Source organism: Rhizobium ecuadorense (assembly GCF_001187535.1).
Taxonomy (GTDB): domain Bacteria; phylum Pseudomonadota; class Alphaproteobacteria; order Rhizobiales; family Rhizobiaceae; genus Rhizobium; species Rhizobium ecuadorense.
In genome coordinates this window covers 98,537-117,034 of record NZ_LFIO01000386.1, presented here as the reverse complement: position 1 = coordinate 117,034, position 18,498 = coordinate 98,537, and the positions used below count along the sequence as shown (strand labels likewise).

Genomic DNA, 18,498 nt, shown 5'->3' with positions numbered 1-18,498 from the left:
TTTTTCTCGCTTTCACTCCGTCGATTTAAACTTGACTCCTGTTATCACCTTAAAATAGACACTGCAATCAAATCGTGTACTTTCCCTCCAAAAAGGAGCGCCACGACCGCGTCGACCAGTAACGACAGAGCCTGATTTTCCATTTGTAAAAAGGGTACAGGACAATGCAAGCATTGCTTCGCGATGTGAATGGAAATGCCGTTGTCAACGCCATGATCGAAAACAAGGATAAGCTCCTGAAAACGATTGAAAGCGTTGTCAAATCAAGGTCATATTCCGAGGATATCTTTCAGGATGGCGTGATTAAAGCTTACGGGGTCAAAACCGATGGTATTCGTTGCCCGATCGGCTACGCCTTCCGGATGGTCTATAATCTCGCACTCGACGAAAGCCGCCGCCGCCGTCAGCAGATGAACAACTATAGGTCGATCGACCAGGTTCAGGAGATCACGGCTCCCATCCCCACCGTACTCGACCAGCTTGTCGCTGCCGAGACGCTGCGCGATGTGCTTGCCTCGCTCGAGGCCCTGCCGAAGCGCACCAACGATGCCTTCATACGGCACCGCCTCAACGGCGTGCCGCAGAAGGATATTGCCGCCGAACTCGGCGTCTCACGGACCCTCGTCAACTTCATGATCAAGGCGGCGGAGGAGCATTGCCATCTGGCAATGAACGAGCCCGCCCGCCCCGATCACGAACGCGCGCGGGATATTACCGCTTCGCGGCGTGCAGCGCCTGCTGCAAATCGTTCCACAACAGTTCCGGCTCTTCCAGCCCAACGGCGAAACGAACCGTCTGCTCGCTCACGCCGAACCGGATGAAGGAGGTCATCCGGTCGGGGATCTGCAGCGCCACCTTGGCGGGGACCACCAGCGTTTCGGGTCCCCCCCAGCTGACGCCGAGGCGGATGTCGCGGAGACTATTCACAAAACGGGCGACGTCGATATCGGGATTGAGGTCGAAGGCGAACAGCCCGGCATAACCCGTGAGCGTCGCCCGACCGGGATGATCCTGAAAGACCGGGTGACGAACGCGGGCGATTGCCGCATGCTGCTTCAGCCGATCCGCCAGCAGAAGCCCGCTGCGCTCATGCTCCTTCAGCCGCACACGCAGGGTGCGCATGCCGCGCAACAAGAGCCAGGCCTCGAACGGCGAAAGCTTGGCGCCGACATAGGGATAGGAGGTCGCGTTGATCCTGGCGATCGCCTCCTTCGAACCGACGACGACGCCGGCGACCGTATCGCTGTGGCCGCCGAGATATTTCGAGGCGGCGTGAATGACGATATCGACGCCGTGCTGGATCGGCTTCTGAAACAGCGGCGTTGCCCAGGAATTGTCGATGATGGTGGTAACGCCCGCCTCTTTCGCCATGGCCGACAGGGCCGCGATGTCCTGCAGCTCGAAGACGAAAGATGTCGGGTTTTCAAGGTAGAGCAGCTTGGCGCCCGAGAGCGCCTTGCGGACCTCGTCGTGGTCCGCCGGGTCGACGAAATCCACCCCGACGCCGAGCCTGCCGAGCAGTTTGACCAGAAGACGGTAGACATCATTATAGAGATGGCGGACGGCAACGACCCGGTCACCAGCCTCTACGAGGCTCAGAATTGTCGAGGTAATGGCGGCCGTTCCGCTCGAGAAGGCGCGTCCATCCTCTGCGCCCTCGAGGCGGGCGACCAGGAGCTCGAATTCGCGGACGGTCGGATTGTCGCCGCGCGAATAGATGTAGTTGCGCGTGCGGCCTGCAAAAACATCCTCCATCGCCTCGTAGCTGTCATAGGTGAAGAGCGAGGTCTGGAAGATCGGCGGCGACACGGCGTTGAATGCCGCCGGATCGACAGGGGTGAAGAGATCGTCGGCGATCGCATGGGCGCCGAGGTCGTGCGGGTTGATCGACTGGTTCATGGTCATCCTCTCATGGACAAAAGCTGGGAGTGGGACGGATGGAGGTCAGATGGCCGGTGGAGCGTTGCCGGAGCGCGCTGAGCGACCTCGCCAGGCAGACGGCCGACAGCAGGCCGGTCAGGGCGGAGGCCAGGAACATGGCGGCCAGCAGGCCTGAAAAGCCGAAGAAGGGCGGCAGCAGCGCAAGCAGCGGAAACAGCAGATAGCCGTTTTGCGCCAGGCCGACGGCAATCGCGGCTTTCGGCCGGCCCTGCGCCTGGAAGAGGATCAGCACCGTTTGCCGCAGGCCGAACAGCAGAAGAGGAAGATGGGTTGCGATGATCGCCTGCCCGGCGATCCCAATCACCGCCTCATCGTCGGTGAAGAACGAGGCGAGATGTTCGGAGAAGGCAAGCGCCATCAGACCATAGGCGCCGCTCACCGCACTCGTGACCGCTGTCAGGATGCGGGTCGCCGACAGCACCCTGGCCATATCGCCTCGACCCCAGGCAAAGCTTAGAATGGACTGGGCCCCAAGCGAGATACCGATAACGGGAAGTGTTCCGACAGCAAGCAGCCGCAAGGCAATCCCGAAGCCGGCAATGCCGGCTTCTCCGTGATAGGTGGCGGCGAGCGACACCATGATCGCAATCGCGCCTGCCGTCGTCAGGCTGGTCAGTGTCGTCGGCGCCCCGACGGCAAGGACGGGCCTGAGATTGCGGATATCTGCCAGCCGCCAGTCAAGGCTCAACTGGACCGTCCCAAGCCGCCTGAAGTGGTAAGCGCCATAGATGGAAAGCGCGACGAGTTGGGACAGGATGGTGGCGATGGCCACGCCCTGCAGGCCGAGGCCGAAGCCGAAGATCATGATCGGGTCGAGGATCATGTTCAAGGCAAAGCAGGCGACCAGCGTCCACATGCTGAAGCGGGCGTTACCCTCGGCGATCGCCAGGAAATCGAGAATAATCTGCGCCATCGTCAGCGGGATCGAGATCGCGATGATGAGGAGGTAATGCTGCGCAAGCGGCTCGATTGCTGATGTGGCGCCGAACAGCAGCAGATCGGGAAACAAGATGAGTGCGAGCGCACTTGCCGCGCCGAAGGCGACGCCGGCAGCAAGGCTGATCGACGCAATGGCGCCGGCCCGCGAGCGGTTGCCGGCGCCGAGTAGCCGCCCGACCTCGGTTGCGACGCCGACGCCGATGCCTTCGCCGAAGGCGGCGATCAGCATCAGGATCGGCAGGACGATCATGATCGCCGCGATCTGGTCTTCGCCGATCATGCCGACGAAGACCATGTTGATGGTGTGATGCGCGGCATTGATCGATAGGCCGAACATGGCCGGCAGTCCAAGCCGCAGCAGCAGCCTGAGAAGCTGAGGACTGGCAAGATCCTCCGGGGCGAGGCTCCGTCGTTTCCTCATGCTGCCGCTCATCTCGCTCATGTCGTTCATGATGCAGGCACCCAGAGATGATCGCCGAAGAAACGCTCGCGGGTCAGCATCACCAGCAGCGCCCGCTTATGCGGAAAATTGAAATGCTTGACCTTGGCGAAACCCGAGCGATCGAGGTTGCGGATCTGCTGCTCGTGACTGGCGCGCGGCTCGCCGACGATGCGCCTGGTACGTGGATCGTCGAGGAAGATGAAATGCATCAGCGACGGAAGCCATGCGCTGATCCATTTCTTGCCGCGATAATCGGGTTCGCCGATCGCCACATGCCAGCCGCGATCGTAATCGTCGGCGTCGTAGAAGGGGCCGAGCCGGTTCTCCTTGGCCCAGTAGACCTCGAAATAACCGAAAGGGATATCCGCGAAACTGCCGATCAGCGGCAGGACATGCGGATCGGCGATCCGCTCCTCCAGGATCTCCCGGTGTTTGTCGAGCGAGCCGGCATCCTCCCAGATCGCGTTGACCTGTTCGTCGTTCATCCAGCGGTGAAAGATGGCAAGGTCGGTCTCGGGGTCGGCGACCCGGAAGCTGATATCGCGTTCCAGCCAGGGGATGAAGCGCTGGTAGACCGTGCCCTTCGGCTTTGCCGGCCGGCGCGGATGATAGCGGCCGGCGGTCATTTCCTGCACCGGCGGCAGCGGATAGGTGAGCTGCGGCAGCCAGAGCGACGGCCATTGCCAGAGGATCTCCGACTCCAGCCTGCCGCCGTCACCGGAAATATGCAGCGGGAGGCTGGTCCGATGCCCCTCGAACATGATTGATTTGATCGAGCGATTTTCTGCCGTCACCGCTTCGGCGGCCGCCATCAGAAGCTCCGCCGATCGCGCGGGATCACCATGGTAGAAGGTCAGCGTCGCGGTGCCGGCCTCGACCTCGAATGCGGCTTCGTGGTGCCCGTGCGCGGTCTTCAGATGGATGAGATTGGGTGCGAGGCTGACGTAGCTGCGCGACTGCAGAACGCGCCTTTGTTTGGCGGCGTCGAAATCCATGATGTTCTCCTTGACCGACAGGGCTTTTGATGCGGCGAGCGTGAAGCCCGCTCTTGTGCTGATTTGGTAGAATGACGATCCATCTCCGGCCCGATTTAGGGCTTGGAGAAGAAAAAAATTCTCAGGAATTTTCTAAACCGCAGCCGTCGGGATCCGTCATTTGCGCATGACATCCATCTCTGCAGGAGCTTCGAATGGACAATCTTGAGCCTCGCGACGATCTCTGGATCGCCGTCATCGACACCGAACGTCACTACTCGGTCTGGCCGCAGGACAAGCGGATTCCCACCGGCTGGGAACCGGCCGGCTTTGCCGGTTCGCGTCAGGAATGCCTGGCCCATATCCGCGGCGTCTGGACCGACCCGCGTCCCCTCTCGCTGCGCTCGGCAATGTCAGGCGATGCGCGTCTCTGAATAACGTCCGGATCCCCAAGATGAACAAGCAAATCACAAATTTCGCCGATGCTTCCCCGACCGATGCTGCAATGGATGCGGTCTTCGAGAGCTTTCCGCTGACGATCGCGCAGAAGCGCATCTGGTCGCTGGAGCAGATCGGCAACTACACCGTCTTTCCCGACCAGGTCATCGGGCTGCGATTGAGCCCGGCAGCCGGCATCGAGACGATTGCCGGCGCCTGCCGGGCGCTCGTGGCACAGAATCCGTCGCTTGCCTTGCGCTTCCGCCGGCTGGCGGGCGGCCGCATCGAGCAATATCGCGGCGCATCGAACGCGGTGCCGATCGAGATTCTCGGCAAAGACGGCGCGGCCCTTTCCGAGCCGGAAGCCGCGGCTGCACGGAAAGCCTTCCGCGACAAGCGCTTCGATCTCCTGGAGGCCCCCGGTGCGCGCATCCAGATCATCCGGCTTGCCCAGGGACAGTCGCTGCTGACGATCGTGCTGCATCCGATCGTCTGCGACGACCGCGAAAAATCCGCCCTCGCCGGGTCGCTGGCGCGCATTCTCGATGGCGAGCCGGTTGGCGACATGCATCCGGTGGACATCTCGGCCGGCACGCGGGAGGCCGATTGGCTGGAGACGGACGAGGCGCGGGAAGCGCTTGCCTATTGGCGTGATGCGATCGGCCTCGACTATGCCGCCTCGACCTTTCCCACCCGCTTCAACAGCGGCGGGCTGGCAGGCGTGGCGCGCGCCCAGCATCGATTTTCGATCGAACCCGACCTCTGGAGCAAACTCGAACGGCATGCGGAGGATAAGGGAGTGCATGTCAAGCGTGTGCTGCACGCCGCCTTTTGCGCGCTGCTGGCGCGCTATAGCGGCAACTACGCTTTGCTGACCGGCCTGCTGGTCGCGCGGCCCGACAGGCAGCATTTTGCCAGCCGCGGCCGTGCCGAGCAGGTGCTCCCCCTCATCCTGTCGCTGACCTCTAGACATTCCATCGACGATGTCATCGCGGCGATCTCGCAGGCGAGCGAGGAGGGCGAGCGCCGGCTCGTGCCGCTGGAACGCATCACCCAGGAACTGGTGGTCGACGAAGCCGCCGCCCAGGAAGCCGTGGTCAAGGCGCTGTTCGAATTCCGTGGACCCTATGCGCTGCCCGGCAACGCCACCAATCTAGAGCCGCCGGGGGCCCGCGCCGACAGCGAGCTTTCCCTGGTGGTCGAGGCGCATTCCGATGGTGCATCCGTGCTGATCGACTACGCGCAGGATCTTTATGACGGCGCTTTGGTTGCCCGGCTCGCCAGGCATTTCGGCCTCGTGCTGGAACAGATGGTCGCGCAGCCGAATGTGCGGATAAAGGATGTCGAACTGGTGGGGGCTGATGAGCTCGACTGGTTGTCGGCGCCTTACGAGGATGATGTCGTCAACGACGACAGGCCGGTGCATGAATTGATCGCAGCCCATTCGCGTCGGACGCCCGAGAAGACCGCGATCGTCTATGGCGACGAGGAGTGGAGCCATGGCTGGCTGGAGGCGAGCACCAACCGCCTCGGACATCGGCTGCGGCAGCTCGGCGTCCGCGCCGAGGTGACGGTCGCCATCTTCATCAAGCGCTCGCCGGAGGCCGTGGTCGGCATCCTGGCGACGCTGAAGGCCGGCGGCGCCTATATCCCGGTCGAGCCGGATCATCCGCCGGTGCGCAACCATCACATCCTGCGCGACGGCGGCGTCAAGATCGTGCTCACCCACAGCTGGCTGCGCCATCGCCTGCCGGAAGAGCTCGACACGATCGTCCTCGAACTCGACAAGATCGATCTCGACGGCGAGCCGGATACGCCGCTCTATATTCCCACCCACAAGGATCAGCTCGCCTATGTCATGTACACCTCGGGCTCGACAGGATTGCCGAAGGGCGTCGCCGTCGAGCACGGCCCGCTGACGCACCATTTGCAGAATACCTCGCGTGTCTACGGCATGAGTTCGGAGTCCCGCGAGCTGCCGTTCCTGCCCTTCAGCTCGGATGGTGGCCATGAGCGGTGGATGAACCCGCTGATGGAAGGCGGCAGCATCATTCTTCCCGATCAGCCGCTGTGGACGCCGGAGGAGACGCTGACGGCGATGCGCAAACACGGCGCCAACAATGCCAGCATTCCCACAACCTATCTGCAGCAGCTGGCGGAATGGGCCGATATCACCGACGGCGCGCCGCCGATGCGGCTTTATTCCTTCGGCGGCGAGGGGCTGGCGCAACCGACCTTCGATCTTCTGTCGCGGGCGCTGAAATCGGAATGGCTGATCAACGGCTACGGTCCCACAGAAACCATCATGACGCCGATGGTCTGGAAGGTGAGGGCCGGCACGAAGTTCCAGGGCGTCTACGCCCCGCTCGGCCGCGCCGTCGGGCTGCGGCGCGTCTATGTGCTCGATCCCGATCTCAACCCGTGCCCGATCGGCGTGACCGGCGAGCTCTATATCGGCGGCGAGGGGATCGCCCGCGGCTATCTCGGCAAGCCGGATACCACGGCCGACCGCTTCGTCCCCGATCCGTTCTCGAAGGAGGGCGGCCGGCTTTATCGCTCCGGCGATCTGACGCGCTGGCGCGATGACGGAACCGTCGAATTCGTCGGCCGTGTCGACCATCAGGTGAAGCTTCGGGGCTACCGCATCGAACTCGGCGAGATCGAAGCAGCACTCCTCCAGCAGCCCGGTGTCGGCGAAGCCCTGGTGGTGCTGCGCGATGACGATGCTGGCGAGAAGGCGCTGGTCGCCTATGTCGTGCCCAAGAAGGACGAGACGTTGAACGTCGAGACCGTCCGCGCCGGTCTCGAACGCAGCCTGCCCTCCTATATGGTGCCGGCAGCCGTGGTCGAGCTGGAAAAGATGCCGACCAATCCGAACAGCAAGCTCGACCGCTTCGCGCTGCCGGCGCCCCAGCCGGTCCGGCGCGAAATCGTCGAGCCGGCGACCACACTCGAAGAACAGGTGCTCGACGTCTGGCGGCAGGTTCTGAAGCTGGAAGCGATCAGCGTCGAGGATAATTTCTTCACGATCGGCGGCAATTCGCTGGGTGCGATCCGCATCCTTTCGCAGCTTCGGCAGCGCCGGCCGAAAACGCCGCTCACCGTCGCCGATATCTTCAATAACCCGACCATCCGCGCCTTTGCCGGCGTGATGGAGCAAGGGGCCGACCGGGATCTGTCGGAGGTGATCGTGCTGCGCGCCTCCGGCGCCAAGCCGCGGCTCTATTGCTTCCCGGGGCTTCTCGTCAGCACCCGCGAATATGTGAAGCTCGTCGATTATCTCGGCGCCGACCAGCCGGCGACCGGCTTCATTTGCCATTCGCTGTCCGAAAAGAAGGAAGTCGGCGCGCCGATCGAAGATATCATCGAGAGCTACGTCGATTACATCAGGACCCATAGCAGGGGGGCGCCCTGCACTTTCCTCGGCTGGTCCTGGGGCGGGCTTCTCGCCTATGAGGCTGCCCGCACCCTCGGCAACGAGGTCGACGTCAGGATGATGGCGATGGTCGATGTTTGCGATCTCGGATCGGAATTTGCGATCGGCGCCAAGCCGAGATTCCGGCCGGGCGAGCGCGACGCGCTGCACCGCGACGTCGAGGCATGGCTGCAGAAGACGCAGATGCGTTCCGAATGGGACCGGCTGCTGTCGACGATGGATGCCGATACCTACGATCAGTTCCTGCGCTTCGTCGGCGACGAAAAGGATCCGCTTCCGACCGACGGGCCGGATATCAGCAGCCGCGAGCATACGTTCTGGGTGCTGATCGACAACGCCCTGATCTTCCGCAAGCATCGGCTGGTTCCCCATGATGTGCCGATCTATCCCTGGGCGGCCGACGACAGCCTCAACCGCGGCCTCAACCTGATCGATTGGCGCCGCCTGTCGCCGCGGGCGCATGCGGCCGAAATCATCACCGGCACCAACCATCTGCACATGATCGGGTCTCCCGCCTTCCACTCAAGGCTCGCCCTGCGTCTCAAGGAAACAGAGAAGGACTTCGCATGACCGTCGCTTTTACCCGCAGGGACGCCCTCAACGAGCCGCTCGATCTTGCCGGCATCGGTATCGGCCCCTCCAATCTGAGCCTCGCCTGCCTGCTGGAATCGGTGCCCGAGGTCCGCAGCCGCTTCTTCGAGCAGCGGGACTCCTTCGACTGGCATCCCGGGATGATGATGCCCGGCGTCGAACTGCAATCGTCCTTCCTGAAAGACCTCGTCACGCCGGTCCTGCCGACCAGCCGCTGGTCGTTCGTTTCCTATCTGGTGGCGCATAAGAGACTGTATGCCTTCCTCAACGCCAATTACGACGCCGTTCCCCGGCAGGAATTCGCACGTTATCTCGCCTGGGTCGCCAAGGGCGTGGAGGGTTTGCGCTTCGGAACGGAGATCCGCGATGTCGAGCACCGCGACGACCGCTTCGTCCTGCGTTTCGACAACGGCCAGGAAGAGGCGCGCAACCTGGTGATCGGCACGGGATCTTCGCCCTTCGTACCCGACTGGGCAAAACCCTTCCTAGGTGCCGATTGCTTTCATAACAGCGAGGCGAAATCGCGTATCAGCGATCTTCGCGCCGGCCGCATCGTCGTGGTCGGCGGCGGTCAAAGCGGCGGCGAGGTCGTGGAAGCCCTGCTTGCCGATCCCGGTTCCATGAGCGAACTGACATGGATCAGCCGGCGGCACAATTTCGAGCCGATCAACGACACGCCGTTTTCAAACCAGGTCTTCTCGCCTGAGTATGTGCAGGCCTATCTGAAGCTCAGCGGCGAGCAGAAGCAGGCAGCCCTGAAGAACTCGATCCTGACGAGCGACGGCCTGTCGATTTCGACGATCCACTCGATCTACCGCCGCCTCTATGCGCTGCGTTATCTCGAACCGGGCACGCTCAATGCATCTCTGTCGCCGAGCCGTGACGTGATCCAGATGGAGCGAAACGGCAATGCCTATCGGCTCATCGTCCGGAACCATTTCGACGGCGGCATAGAAGTGCTGCATGCCGATGCCGTGGTTCTGGCGACCGGCTACAGGTTCCGGTTGCCCGATGCGCTCGGCTCGCTCAGCGAAAGGATAAGCCTCGACAGAAACGGCTATCCCACCCTGAACGACGATTACACCATGCAGTGGACGGGGCCGAGAACCAACCGGCTGTTCGCGCAGAATGCCGGCCGGTACTCACACGGCATCGCCGACTCGCAGCTCAGCCTCATGGCCTGGCGCAGCGCCGCCATCGTCAACTCGCTTCTCGGCCGGCAGCATTTCGATGCCGAGCCCGACAACTCGCAACTGGTCTGGGCGACGGAGGTTTCGGCGATGCCGCATCAGTTGCGCGCCGGCTATTCGGACGGCATGCTGTCGTCCTGAAACAGGCGTGTATGAATCTCGGGGAGCCCTGACCGGGAGCAAACAGCCAGCGCAACGACGTGCTGGCTGCCCCTCTCGATCAGACGGTGATGCCATTGCCGGTCCGGTTCGCCGATCATGACAGGGATGCCGACCTTCCGGGAAAAAGCGACATTGCGAGGATCTTCCCGCAAGCCCACGCCAAGCGCCTTGAGATGGCTCTCCTTCAGCGTCCAAAGTTCAACGGCGGCTCGCGCACGTTGATGCGCGGGCAATTCATCGAGCCAGCGTCGCTCGTCCAAGCTGCAATAGGTGTCCAAAGTCACCTCTTCGATCTCGGTGTCGGCGCGCTCGCAATCTATTCCGATGCGCTCGCAGCCCGCCGCAACCGCGACCGCCACCAGCCCGTCGGCATTGGACAGGCTGAATTGCGGTCTATCGCGACCCTCAAGGCTTAGCTTGCCGTGTTCGTCCGCGACCAACACGATCCCACCCGGCAGCGTCCCGGTATGGGCGCTCAACAGGCGCCGTAAGAGATAGCGGCCGGCTATGAACGAGGCTCGATCTCGTTCAAACCGATAGGTCGCCGCCCGATCCCGTTCATCCGGTGAGAGCGACTGCATCCAGCGGTTTCGGTCACGTTCGTTCCTGGAATACTGCCAGAGAGAGATTTCGATACCGGCAGGTTGGCTTTCTGATAGCTGCATGGATCCAGTATGGGTTCCCAGGGCGGATTGGCAAGCACGCAGCTGCTTGCCGACGTTGCGGATGGCAGGCAGCGGCGTCCATTCCCTGACAGGTGCCACACAAGTTAATTTCAGGACCTCTTTCGGCTCTGCTCCACGGCCGACGATCGGCGAGGAGCCGATCTCGGCCAAGAGATATTTTCACTCGCTGAGGCTGTTTTTCTCAAAGTTACCATGAACTTATGGTCGTGTCATGGCTCCAATTAATCGCAGAAGTGTCGGTCGGCGCAAAGTTTTCTAAAAACGACACCGGCGCCGCCGTTTAGTTAATACTAAATTATTAAATCCGGTGCGAGATTTTGCATCAACCGGAAAGCCGGTCGTCCCAGCAAACCTTCGAGGAGACCCGCATGAAGCGCCCGAGTATCAAGCAGGCCCTGATCTTAAAGCTGACAATTATCAGCGCGTTCATGGTTGGACTGTCCTATATCTCGCTGACCACGATGTCGACGCTTCGGGCCAATGCCGAACAGATCGGGACCTTCTGGATGCAGCGGCTGGTGACGGCTCGTGAGATCAAGGACAACTTCCTCGATCTGAAACTGAGCTATGCTCAGTATCTCCTGGAAGACACGGCTGAGGAGCAGAAAGCCGGAAAGCAAGAGATCGACGCCGCAGGCATCGCGCTCGACAAGATTGTCGCCGAATATGAAAACGGCGTCCGCACGGCGCGTGGGCGCGAACTGATCAATCAGATCAAACCGGAACTCAGCAAATATCGCGAACTGGCAGATCACATGATCGCGCTTCAGACCAGCGAGAAGACACCTGAAGCCGTTCGGTTCTTCAAGGAAAATCTGGAGCCGCAAGCTGTGCTGGTGAACAAGGCGGTGGCCGATCTGGTTGCTTTCATTCTTAGTCAGGCCGAAGGCTTCGTAACTGCGAGCGGTGTTTCTGCGGATTCGGCCTTCATCTTGACGGCAGCAATTGCAGCAATCGCCGTATTCGTTGCCGTGGCGGGCATCGTGTTTGCCATATCAGGAATTGCCAACCCGATCCGAAGAACCGCATCCGCCATGAAGCGCTTGTCGGATGGCGACCTCGACAGTGATATTCCCTATGCCGGCCGCGCCGACGAAGTCGGTGAAATGGCCAACGCGGTCGAGATCTTTCGTCAGAACGCCCTTAACGTCGTCAGGCTTGAGAAGGAGGCCGCCGACTCCCGCAGTGAGAGCGAGGCGGCGCGCAAGGCCGCCCAGCAACGCGCCGAACGCGAAGCTGAACAATTGCGTTTCGCAACCACGACATTGGGTGGGGGCCTCCGGCGGCTAGCGGCAGGCGACATATCCTTCCAGCTCTCGGAACAGTTTGCATCCGAATACGAAACCTTGCGCGAAGACTTCAACGCTTCGCTCCGGCAGTTGGGTACGACGATCGGCGCGGTGCTGCAGACCGTACACAGCATAGACAATGGCACCGGCGAAATTGCATCTGCCGCGCAGGACCTTTCCAAGCGTACCGAACAACAGGCAGCTTCTCTTGAGGAGACGGCCGCAGCCTTGGACGAGATCACGTCGAATGTGACGATGGCCAGCAAACGCACCGATGAGGCACGCCATGTAGCGGTGGAAGCCAATGTCAGCGCTCAGCGGTCGGCAACCGTGGTAGCGGAGGCCGAACAGGCCATGCGGCGTATCGAGGACAGTTCAGAACAGATTTCGAACATCATTGGTGCAATCGATGAAATCGCCTTTCAGACGAACCTCTTGGCGCTTAACGCCGGCGTCGAGGCTGCCCGTGCGGGTGAGGCGGGCAAAGGTTTTGCCGTGGTCGCACAGGAAGTCCGTGAGCTTGCCCAGCGCGCCGCTCAAGCAGCCAAGGAGATCAAAGGCTTTATTCAAAAGTCGTCAACCGAAGTGCAAAATGGCGTGAAACTGGTTCTCGAAACCGGAACGTCGCTCAAGTCGATCGGCGAGTATGTCGTACAGATCAACCAGCTGATGGATGCGATTGCCACTTCGGCGCGCGAGCAGTCAACCGGGCTTGCCGAGATCAATACCGCCGTCAATCAAATGGACCAGACGACCCAGCAAAATGCGGCAATGGTCGAGCAGTCGACGGCCGCCGCCGCCTCGCTGTCCTCCGAGGCAGGCCGCCTGCGGGATCTGGTCAATCAGTTTCAATTGGACGGCGACAAAAGCGCGGCAGGCATGGAGCGCGCCGGGCGGGCCTTCGAAGGCAACATGCCGATCCGGTTGGTCACTCCGCGACGTGTGACGCAGAGATGAAGCGCGACTGACGTCCGGTCAGAAAACCGGCATCATTTGTCGTGAGGTCGATGCAGTCAGCATCGAGTTGCTCTTGATCTCCGCGACAACCGGCTGTCTTTGCAGCCCACCCGACGTCGATGCGCCGGAGAAGGATCTACCAGCGCAGCAGGCGAGGGCCGGTGGCGGCGCCGAGCGCGCCGGTGAGCAGGATGCCCAGCGAATACCAGATCAGCACGAAGGGCATGCCGTTCTCGGTGCAGAACCACGAATAGACCCAGGCGCCGGCTGCGCCTGCGGCAATGCCGGCGACGAAGCCCGTCAGCCGCAGATCCGAGGGTGCCGCCTGGCGCAACGCCCAGACGGCGCCGGCATAGACGGGTATCGCGAAACCGAGAATCAGCAACGGGCAATGAAGGGCCGAGGAGCCGAGGATCAGCACCGGGTAAGTTTCGGTCGGGGCCATCATCAGCTGGGCGGCTGCGGCCGCCGTCATGGCGGCGAAGATTAAGGCAAGCAGGCCGAAAAAGCGGCCCTCGGATCCGTCGGGGCGGGAAAGCCGATAGACGGCGAGGAAGGCGGTTACGGCAATCAGCGCATTATAGGCCGATTTGATCCAGAAGACCGGCAGCATCAGCACATCCGGCATATCGACCCGCGGGCCGAGAATGGCCAGCATCAACAGCAGCGAGAGCCCGAGCGCCGGCATTATGCCGAGGGCGAAGCGGCGCCGTAGCGCATTGCGCGGCACCGGCTCCAGGTCGCTTGCCAGGCGTTCGATGATATCGTCCGTCTTTGTCACGATGCGCCTCGCAATCTCTCCGCGAGCGCCTTCAGCGCCCGGTGGATGCCTACCTTCACCGCCGATTCAGACTGACCGGTGCGGCTTGCGGCGTCGGCGACCGACTGGCCTTCCAATTTCACCTGGCGGATCAGCTCGCGCTGTCTCGGTGACAGCCCGTTCAGCAACCGCTCGACATCCATGCGGGCCGTCAGCGTATCCTCGCTGAAGTCGCTTTCGATCTCCTCGCCAAGCTCGATCTCGGCCAGCCTGCGCCCGCCGCGGCCGCGATGATGATCGATCAGCTTGTACCGGGCGATCGAGAAAAACCAGGCCGTGAACGGTCTTTTCCGATCATAGGTGGATCGGCGCGAATGCAGTGCCAGCAATGTCTCCTGGACCAGGTCTTCCATATCCGCTTTCGTCGCCGCAGCCATCCTGCGGCTGTAATAGCCGACAAGCAGCAGGCGCAAAGCCGTCAGCAAACGCCGATAGGCCGCCTCGTCCCCGTCAAGGGAGAGAAGCATCAATGCTCTCAGGGCTTCTTCCGAATGGGCGGTTGTCATGCTGTCGAAAAGTTCATTCGCAGAAAGCGGCAATCGGTTACAGGGAAGATCAAAAATAATGTCGGCATCACAGCCCTATCACATGCGCGTGAGGCTGTAACGCATTCCGTCGTTGCCTCGAATGGGTTGATGTGAGCCGTCGGCAGACTGCTGGCGGACACGACAATCCCATTCCAGGAGAGTTCCATGACCAAACTTGTTTCCAGCCTTGCAGCCTGCGCCTTCATCGTCGGCCTTTCGCTCGCCGGTGCGGCGTCGGCTGAAGACGCGATGAAGTCCGATACGATGAAGAAGGACACGATGCACAGCGACGCGATGTCGAAGGATGCCATGAAGATGGCGGGCACCAAGAAGGACTGCATGCACAAGGCCGGCATGGAAAAGGATGCGATGAAAAAGGCCGATATGACGAAAGCCTGCGATGCGATGAAGTAGGCGTTTCCGATCGGCGCGGCCGCTGAAACTTTATCTGCGGCGGCTGCGTCTTCTCTGCTCGAAATGTCCATTCCTCCGGAGAACCATCATGGCGATGATCGATGCCGGCACGAAAACCGGCCGCATGCTTGTCTACCGCCACAGCCTTGCCGTCCGGCTATCGCATTGGGTGAACGTGCTTTGCCTCACCGTGCTGCTGTTCAGCGGCCTGCAGATATTCAATGCTCATCCGGCGCTCTACTGGGGCCAGTACGGCGCTGACAACGATCCGTCCTTTATCTCCATGGAAGCTGCCGAAGACGGCAGCCAGGTGAAGGGGCTGACGCATGTCGGTTCGTTCACCTTCGATACGACAGGTTTCCTTGGTGTCTCCAATGTCGACGGCGAGGCGACAGCAAGAGGTTTTCCAAGCTGGCTTACGGTTCCCAGCTATCAGGATCTGTCGACCGGCCGGCGCTGGCATTTCTTTTTCGCCTGGCTCTTCGTTCTCAACGGCTCCGTCTATCTCCTCAATGGGCTGATCAGCCGGCATTTCCGCCGGGATCTTGCCCCTGAAGGCAAGGAGCTGACGCTCGCCCATCTCGGCCACGAGGTCGTCAATCATGCCCGGCTGCGTTTTCCGAAAGGAGCCGAGGCACGCCATTACAACACTTTGCAGAAGCTGACCTATCTCGTTGTGATTTTTCTGCTGTTGCCGTTGATGGTTGCGACGGGACTGACCATGTCGCCGGGCTTCAATGCCGTGGCGCCCTGGCTGCTCGATATTTTCGGCGGACGGCAATCGGCCCGCACCCTGCATTTCCTCACGGCCTTTTCGCTCGTCACCTTCGTCGTGGTGCATGTCGCCATGGTGATCCTGTCGGGTGTGTTCAACAATCTGCGCTCGATGATCACCGGCTATTACGCGATCGAACAGGGAGATGAACAATGAGCCGCCTGATCACCCGCCGCCGCTTCCTGATCGGCTCGACCCTGACCGCCTCCGCACTGGGATTGAGCGGCTGCGACGCATTGGTCGAGAGCGACCGGACGAAGTCGGTCCTGAAGGTCGCCGAGAGCTTCAGCATGAAGACGCAGCGCTTCCTGCTCGGCGACAACGCGCTCGCCCGTGAATTCAGCGAGGCGGATCTCTCGCCGGTCTTTCGCTCGAACGGCACCAGCATGCCTGACAACCCGCAATATCTCGACTGGATGAGCCGGCAGTTCTCGACCTGGAGGCTCGATATCGGCGGGCTTGTGGAAAAACCGGCGCAGCTCTCGCTCGCGCAGTTGAAGGCGATGCCGTCGCGCACCCAGATCACCCGGCACGACTGCGTCGAAGGCTGGAGCGCGATCGGCAAATGGACGGGCCTGCCGCTCGGCGCCTTGCTGCAATCGGTCGGGCTGAAGCCCGAGGCGCGTTACATCGTGTTCCATTGCGCCGATGAATACGAAAAGACGCTGGATGGCACCGGCTGGTATTATGAGAGCATCGATCTGGTCGATGCCTTTCATCCGCAGACGATCCTTGCCTATGCGATGAACGGACGCGACCTTGAAGTGGCGCATGGAGCGCCGTTGAGGCTCAGAGTGGAGCGACAGCTCGGTTACAAACAGGCGAAATATCTGACCCGCATCGAGGCGGTCGCCGATCTCGGCCGGCTTTATGGCGGCAGCGGCGGCTTCTGGGAAGATCGTGGCTATGAATGGTATGCCGGCATATAGGTTGCGGGCAGACCTGGCCCACCAGGGGCAGGCTCTCCTGTTTAAGTTTTGTGCGGCGGATTGACGCACAACCCCGGCGATGATACCTCTGTCTCAATTGGTCAGGCCAGTTGACCAGATGCGCGCTTGAGAGAAGCCGCGGGGAGGCCCAATGTTTTCGCCTGTTGAATCACGCCGCCTCTACAGGCAGGTGGCGGACCAGATTCGTTTGATGATATCAAGCGGCGAGCTTGCCGTCGGCCAGCGGCTGCCGGCCGAGCGCGACCTGGCGGAGCAGCTGTCGGTGTCACGCCCGACGGTGCGCGAAGCGCTGATCGTCCTGGAGGTCGAAGGCCTCGTCAACATCCGCATGGGATCCGGCATCTACGTGGTGCGCCAGCATGCCGCGACTGCGGCGGGCAGCGAGCGCGAGCCGGTGGAAGGGCCTTTCGAGCTGCTGCAGGCACGCGCCATCATCGAATGCGCCATTGCCGAGGAAGCCGCAGGCTGCGCCGGTCCGGACGGCGTCGCCCTGCTCGACGACGCGCTGACACGCATGAGCGGCGGCGTCAACGATGCGAGCACGGTGCTTGCCGCCGATCGCGCCTTCCACACCGGCATTGCCGCCATCGTCGGCAATGCGACATTGATCCGGGTGACGGGCGAGATGTTCGACATGCGCATGACGCCTTATTTCGCCAAGCTCGCCAGCCACTTCGAGGGGCCGGGAACATGGCGCAGCGCCGTCGACGAGCATCGGGCCATTCGCGACGCGATCGCCGCCGGCGATGGAGCGGGCGCCAAGGCGGCCATGCGCGCCCATCTCACCCTATCGCAGAAGAGGTTTTCCGAGAGCTTCGGGGAGGAGTTTTCGGGAGAGGAGGAGCGCGGCCGCCAAAAGCGGCCCGCGAAAGGAACCGACAAGATTTAACCCGAGCTCGGGAGGAGAGAGCGATGAAGAGCAGACTGGCAACGATACTTTGCACCGCAGCCGCGATCATGGCGACGACGGCTGTCGCGCATGCTGAGACGGTACTGAAATGGGCGCATGTCTATGAAACCTCGGAGCCCTTCCACACGGATTCCGTCTGGGCCGCCGAAGAGATCGCCAAGCGCACCGACGGGCGCTACAAGATCGAGGTCTATCCGGCCTCGCAGCTCGGCAAGGAAGCCGATATCAACCAGGGCCTGAAGCTCGGCACGGTCGACATCATCATCTCGGGATCGAGCTTTGCCGCACGCGACTACAAGCCGATCGGCGTCACTTACTTTCCCTATATTTTCCGCAGTCCCGAGCATCTGATCGCCTACACCAGGAGCGATGTCTTCAAGCGCCTCGCCAAAGGCTATGAAGACAAGACCGGCAACCACATCGCCGCCGTCAGCTATTACGGCACGCGCCATACGACCTCGAACAAGCCGATTGCCAAATGCGCCGATATGCAGGGCCTGAAAATCCGCGTGCCCGACGTCCCGGCCTATCTCGCCATGCCGCGCGCCTGCGGCGCCAACACGACGCCGATCGCCTTTGCAGAAGTCTATCTCGCTCTGCAGAACGGCACGGTCGAGGCGCAGGAAAACCCGCTGACGACGATCGAGGCGAAGAAATTCTACGAGGTCCAGAAGAACATCATCCTCACCGGCCATATCGTCGATCATCTCAACACGGTGATCTCGAAGACGCGGTGGGCGAGCCTGTCCGACGAGGACAAGAAGATCTTCGGCGAGGTCATGCAGGAGGCCGCGGAGCGTACGACCAAGACCATCGCCGGCAAGGAGGCCAGCCTGATTGCGACCTTCAAGGAAAAGGGTCTCAATGTCACCGAGGTCGACAAATCCGACTTCGAAAAGAACGTGATGGAAAAGGTCAAGTTCGAGGATTTCGGCTATGAGAAGGCCGATTGGGAAGCGATCCGGGCGATCCAGTAAGAGCCTGGTCCGTTCGCGCCTGCGGCTGCCCCTCACCCTAACCCTCTCCCCGTAAAAACGGGGAGAGGGGACGTGCCCCG

General features: G+C 61.6%; 16 protein-coding genes. 10 read left to right on the top strand and 6 right to left on the bottom strand.

Going from position 1 to position 18,498, the window contains the following annotated elements:
* Positions 1 to 164: 164 nt before the first annotated feature.
* Positions 165 to 821 carry a sigma-70 family RNA polymerase sigma factor gene (locus AF337_RS40075; protein ID WP_082336783.1) on the top strand — a complete coding sequence of 219 codons (657 nt, stop codon included), beginning with the start codon at positions 165 to 167 and terminating at the stop codon, positions 819 to 821.
* On the opposite strand, the gene AF337_RS10440 is transcribed toward AF337_RS40075, so the two are convergent.
* From AF337_RS10440 to AF337_RS10430, 3 genes are read right to left on the bottom strand one after another with little or no spacing between them, the layout of a single operon-like run.
* Positions 712 to 1,899, bottom strand: coding sequence for a PLP-dependent transferase (locus AF337_RS10440; RefSeq protein WP_049732138.1), 1,188 nt, complete (start codon positions 1,897 to 1,899; stop codon positions 712 to 714). The two genes, AF337_RS40075 and AF337_RS10440, sit on opposite strands and share 110 nt — an antisense overlap.
* Before the next feature lie 10 nt (positions 1,900 to 1,909).
* Positions 1,910 to 3,331: an MATE family efflux transporter gene (locus tag AF337_RS10435; protein WP_049732137.1), complete on the bottom strand. Its 1,422-nt coding sequence runs from the start codon at positions 3,329 to 3,331 to the stop codon at positions 1,910 to 1,912.
* On the bottom strand, positions 3,328 to 4,317 hold the full coding sequence (locus AF337_RS10430; protein ID WP_049732136.1) for a GNAT family N-acetyltransferase: 990 nt from the start codon (positions 4,315 to 4,317) through the stop codon (positions 3,328 to 3,330). The genes AF337_RS10435 and AF337_RS10430 overlap by 4 nt, the downstream gene beginning before the upstream one ends.
* Positions 4,318 to 4,511: 194 nt before the next feature.
* On the opposite strand from AF337_RS10430, the gene AF337_RS10425 reads away from it, so the two are divergent.
* Genes AF337_RS10425 through AF337_RS10415 form a run of 3 tightly spaced genes read left to right on the top strand, consistent with a single transcriptional unit; the run spans position 4,512 to position 10,092 of the window.
* A complete protein-coding gene (locus tag AF337_RS10425; RefSeq protein ID WP_049732135.1) occupies positions 4,512 to 4,730 on the top strand; it encodes an MbtH family protein in 219 nt (72 codons plus the stop codon).
* A 20-nt stretch (positions 4,731 to 4,750) separates the two neighbouring features.
* Positions 4,751 to 8,740 carry a non-ribosomal peptide synthetase gene (locus AF337_RS10420; RefSeq protein WP_049732134.1) on the top strand — a complete coding sequence of 1,330 codons (3,990 nt, stop codon included), beginning with the start codon at positions 4,751 to 4,753 and terminating at the stop codon, positions 8,738 to 8,740.
* On the top strand, positions 8,737 to 10,092 hold the full coding sequence (locus tag AF337_RS10415) for a lysine N(6)-hydroxylase/L-ornithine N(5)-oxygenase family protein (protein ID WP_049732133.1): 1,356 nt from the start codon (positions 8,737 to 8,739) through the stop codon (positions 10,090 to 10,092). Before AF337_RS10420 ends, AF337_RS10415 begins: the two co-directional genes overlap by 4 nt.
* Here the strand turns inward: AF337_RS10415 and AF337_RS10410 are convergent.
* A complete protein-coding gene (locus AF337_RS10410) occupies positions 10,065 to 10,778 on the bottom strand; it encodes a 4'-phosphopantetheinyl transferase family protein (RefSeq protein ID WP_049732163.1) in 714 nt (237 codons plus the stop codon). The genes AF337_RS10415 and AF337_RS10410 overlap by 28 nt on opposite strands.
* A gap of 389 nt (positions 10,779 to 11,167) precedes the next feature.
* On the opposite strand from AF337_RS10410, the gene AF337_RS10405 reads away from it, so the two are divergent.
* Positions 11,168 to 13,045: a HAMP domain-containing methyl-accepting chemotaxis protein gene (locus AF337_RS10405; protein WP_049732132.1), complete on the top strand. Its 1,878-nt coding sequence runs from the start codon at positions 11,168 to 11,170 to the stop codon at positions 13,043 to 13,045.
* A 136-nt stretch (positions 13,046 to 13,181) separates the two neighbouring features.
* On the opposite strand, the gene AF337_RS10400 is transcribed toward AF337_RS10405, so the two are convergent.
* Complete coding sequence (locus AF337_RS10400) at positions 13,182 to 13,826, bottom strand: NrsF family protein (RefSeq protein ID WP_049732131.1); 645 nt, start codon at positions 13,824 to 13,826, stop codon at positions 13,182 to 13,184.
* The gene (locus AF337_RS10395; RefSeq protein WP_049732162.1) at positions 13,823 to 14,371 is read right to left on the bottom strand and encodes a sigma-70 family RNA polymerase sigma factor; all 549 of its coding nucleotides are present in this window, start codon (positions 14,369 to 14,371) and stop codon (positions 13,823 to 13,825) included. The genes AF337_RS10400 and AF337_RS10395 overlap by 4 nt, the downstream gene beginning before the upstream one ends.
* 186 nt (positions 14,372 to 14,557) lie before the next feature.
* Here AF337_RS10395 and AF337_RS10390 point away from each other — a divergent pair, with 186 nt between their 5' ends.
* The 5 genes from AF337_RS10390 (at position 14,558) to AF337_RS10370 (ending at position 18,418) form a co-directional block, all read left to right on the top strand.
* Positions 14,558 to 14,806, top strand: coding sequence for a pentapeptide MXKDX repeat protein (locus AF337_RS10390; RefSeq protein ID WP_010067279.1), 249 nt, complete (start codon positions 14,558 to 14,560; stop codon positions 14,804 to 14,806).
* A gap of 88 nt (positions 14,807 to 14,894) precedes the next feature.
* Positions 14,895 to 15,737, top strand: a complete 843-nt coding sequence (locus AF337_RS10385) for a cytochrome b/b6 domain-containing protein (RefSeq protein WP_049732130.1) — start codon at positions 14,895 to 14,897, stop codon at positions 15,735 to 15,737.
* On the top strand, positions 15,734 to 16,510 hold the full coding sequence (locus AF337_RS10380) for a molybdopterin-binding protein (protein ID WP_049732129.1): 777 nt from the start codon (positions 15,734 to 15,736) through the stop codon (positions 16,508 to 16,510). Before AF337_RS10385 ends, AF337_RS10380 begins: the two co-directional genes overlap by 4 nt.
* Positions 16,511 to 16,661: 151 nt before the next feature.
* The gene (locus AF337_RS10375) at positions 16,662 to 17,420 is read left to right on the top strand and encodes a FadR/GntR family transcriptional regulator (RefSeq protein ID WP_049732128.1); all 759 of its coding nucleotides are present in this window, start codon (positions 16,662 to 16,664) and stop codon (positions 17,418 to 17,420) included.
* A gap of 23 nt (positions 17,421 to 17,443) precedes the next feature.
* Positions 17,444 to 18,418, top strand: coding sequence for a sialic acid TRAP transporter substrate-binding protein SiaP (locus AF337_RS10370; RefSeq protein ID WP_049732127.1), 975 nt, complete (start codon positions 17,444 to 17,446; stop codon positions 18,416 to 18,418).
* Positions 18,419 to 18,498: the final 80 nt, after the last annotated feature.

Coding starts and splice junctions, on each gene's coding strand:
- AF337_RS40075 (WP_082336783.1), top strand. CDS start 165: ATGCAAGCATTGCTTCGCGATGTGAATGGAAATGCCGTTGTCAACGCC.
- AF337_RS10440 (WP_049732138.1), bottom strand. CDS start 1,899: ATGAACCAGTCGATCAACCCGCACGACCTCGGCGCCCATGCGATCGCC.
- AF337_RS10435 (WP_049732137.1), bottom strand. CDS start 3,331: ATGAACGACATGAGCGAGATGAGCGGCAGCATGAGGAAACGACGGAGC.
- AF337_RS10430 (WP_049732136.1), bottom strand. CDS start 4,317: ATGGATTTCGACGCCGCCAAACAAAGGCGCGTTCTGCAGTCGCGCAGC.
- AF337_RS10425 (WP_049732135.1), top strand. CDS start 4,512: ATGGACAATCTTGAGCCTCGCGACGATCTCTGGATCGCCGTCATCGAC.
- AF337_RS10420 (WP_049732134.1), top strand. CDS start 4,751: ATGAACAAGCAAATCACAAATTTCGCCGATGCTTCCCCGACCGATGCT.
- AF337_RS10415 (WP_049732133.1), top strand. CDS start 8,737: ATGACCGTCGCTTTTACCCGCAGGGACGCCCTCAACGAGCCGCTCGAT.
- AF337_RS10410 (WP_049732163.1), bottom strand. CDS start 10,778: ATGCAGCTATCAGAAAGCCAACCTGCCGGTATCGAAATCTCTCTCTGG.
- AF337_RS10405 (WP_049732132.1), top strand. CDS start 11,168: ATGAAGCGCCCGAGTATCAAGCAGGCCCTGATCTTAAAGCTGACAATT.
- AF337_RS10395 (WP_049732162.1), bottom strand. CDS start 14,371: ATGACAACCGCCCATTCGGAAGAAGCCCTGAGAGCATTGATGCTTCTC.
- AF337_RS10390 (WP_010067279.1), top strand. CDS start 14,558: ATGACCAAACTTGTTTCCAGCCTTGCAGCCTGCGCCTTCATCGTCGGC.
- AF337_RS10385 (WP_049732130.1), top strand. CDS start 14,895: ATGGCGATGATCGATGCCGGCACGAAAACCGGCCGCATGCTTGTCTAC.
- AF337_RS10380 (WP_049732129.1), top strand. CDS start 15,734: ATGAGCCGCCTGATCACCCGCCGCCGCTTCCTGATCGGCTCGACCCTG.
- AF337_RS10375 (WP_049732128.1), top strand. CDS start 16,662: ATGTTTTCGCCTGTTGAATCACGCCGCCTCTACAGGCAGGTGGCGGAC.
- AF337_RS10370 (WP_049732127.1), top strand. CDS start 17,444: ATGAAGAGCAGACTGGCAACGATACTTTGCACCGCAGCCGCGATCATG.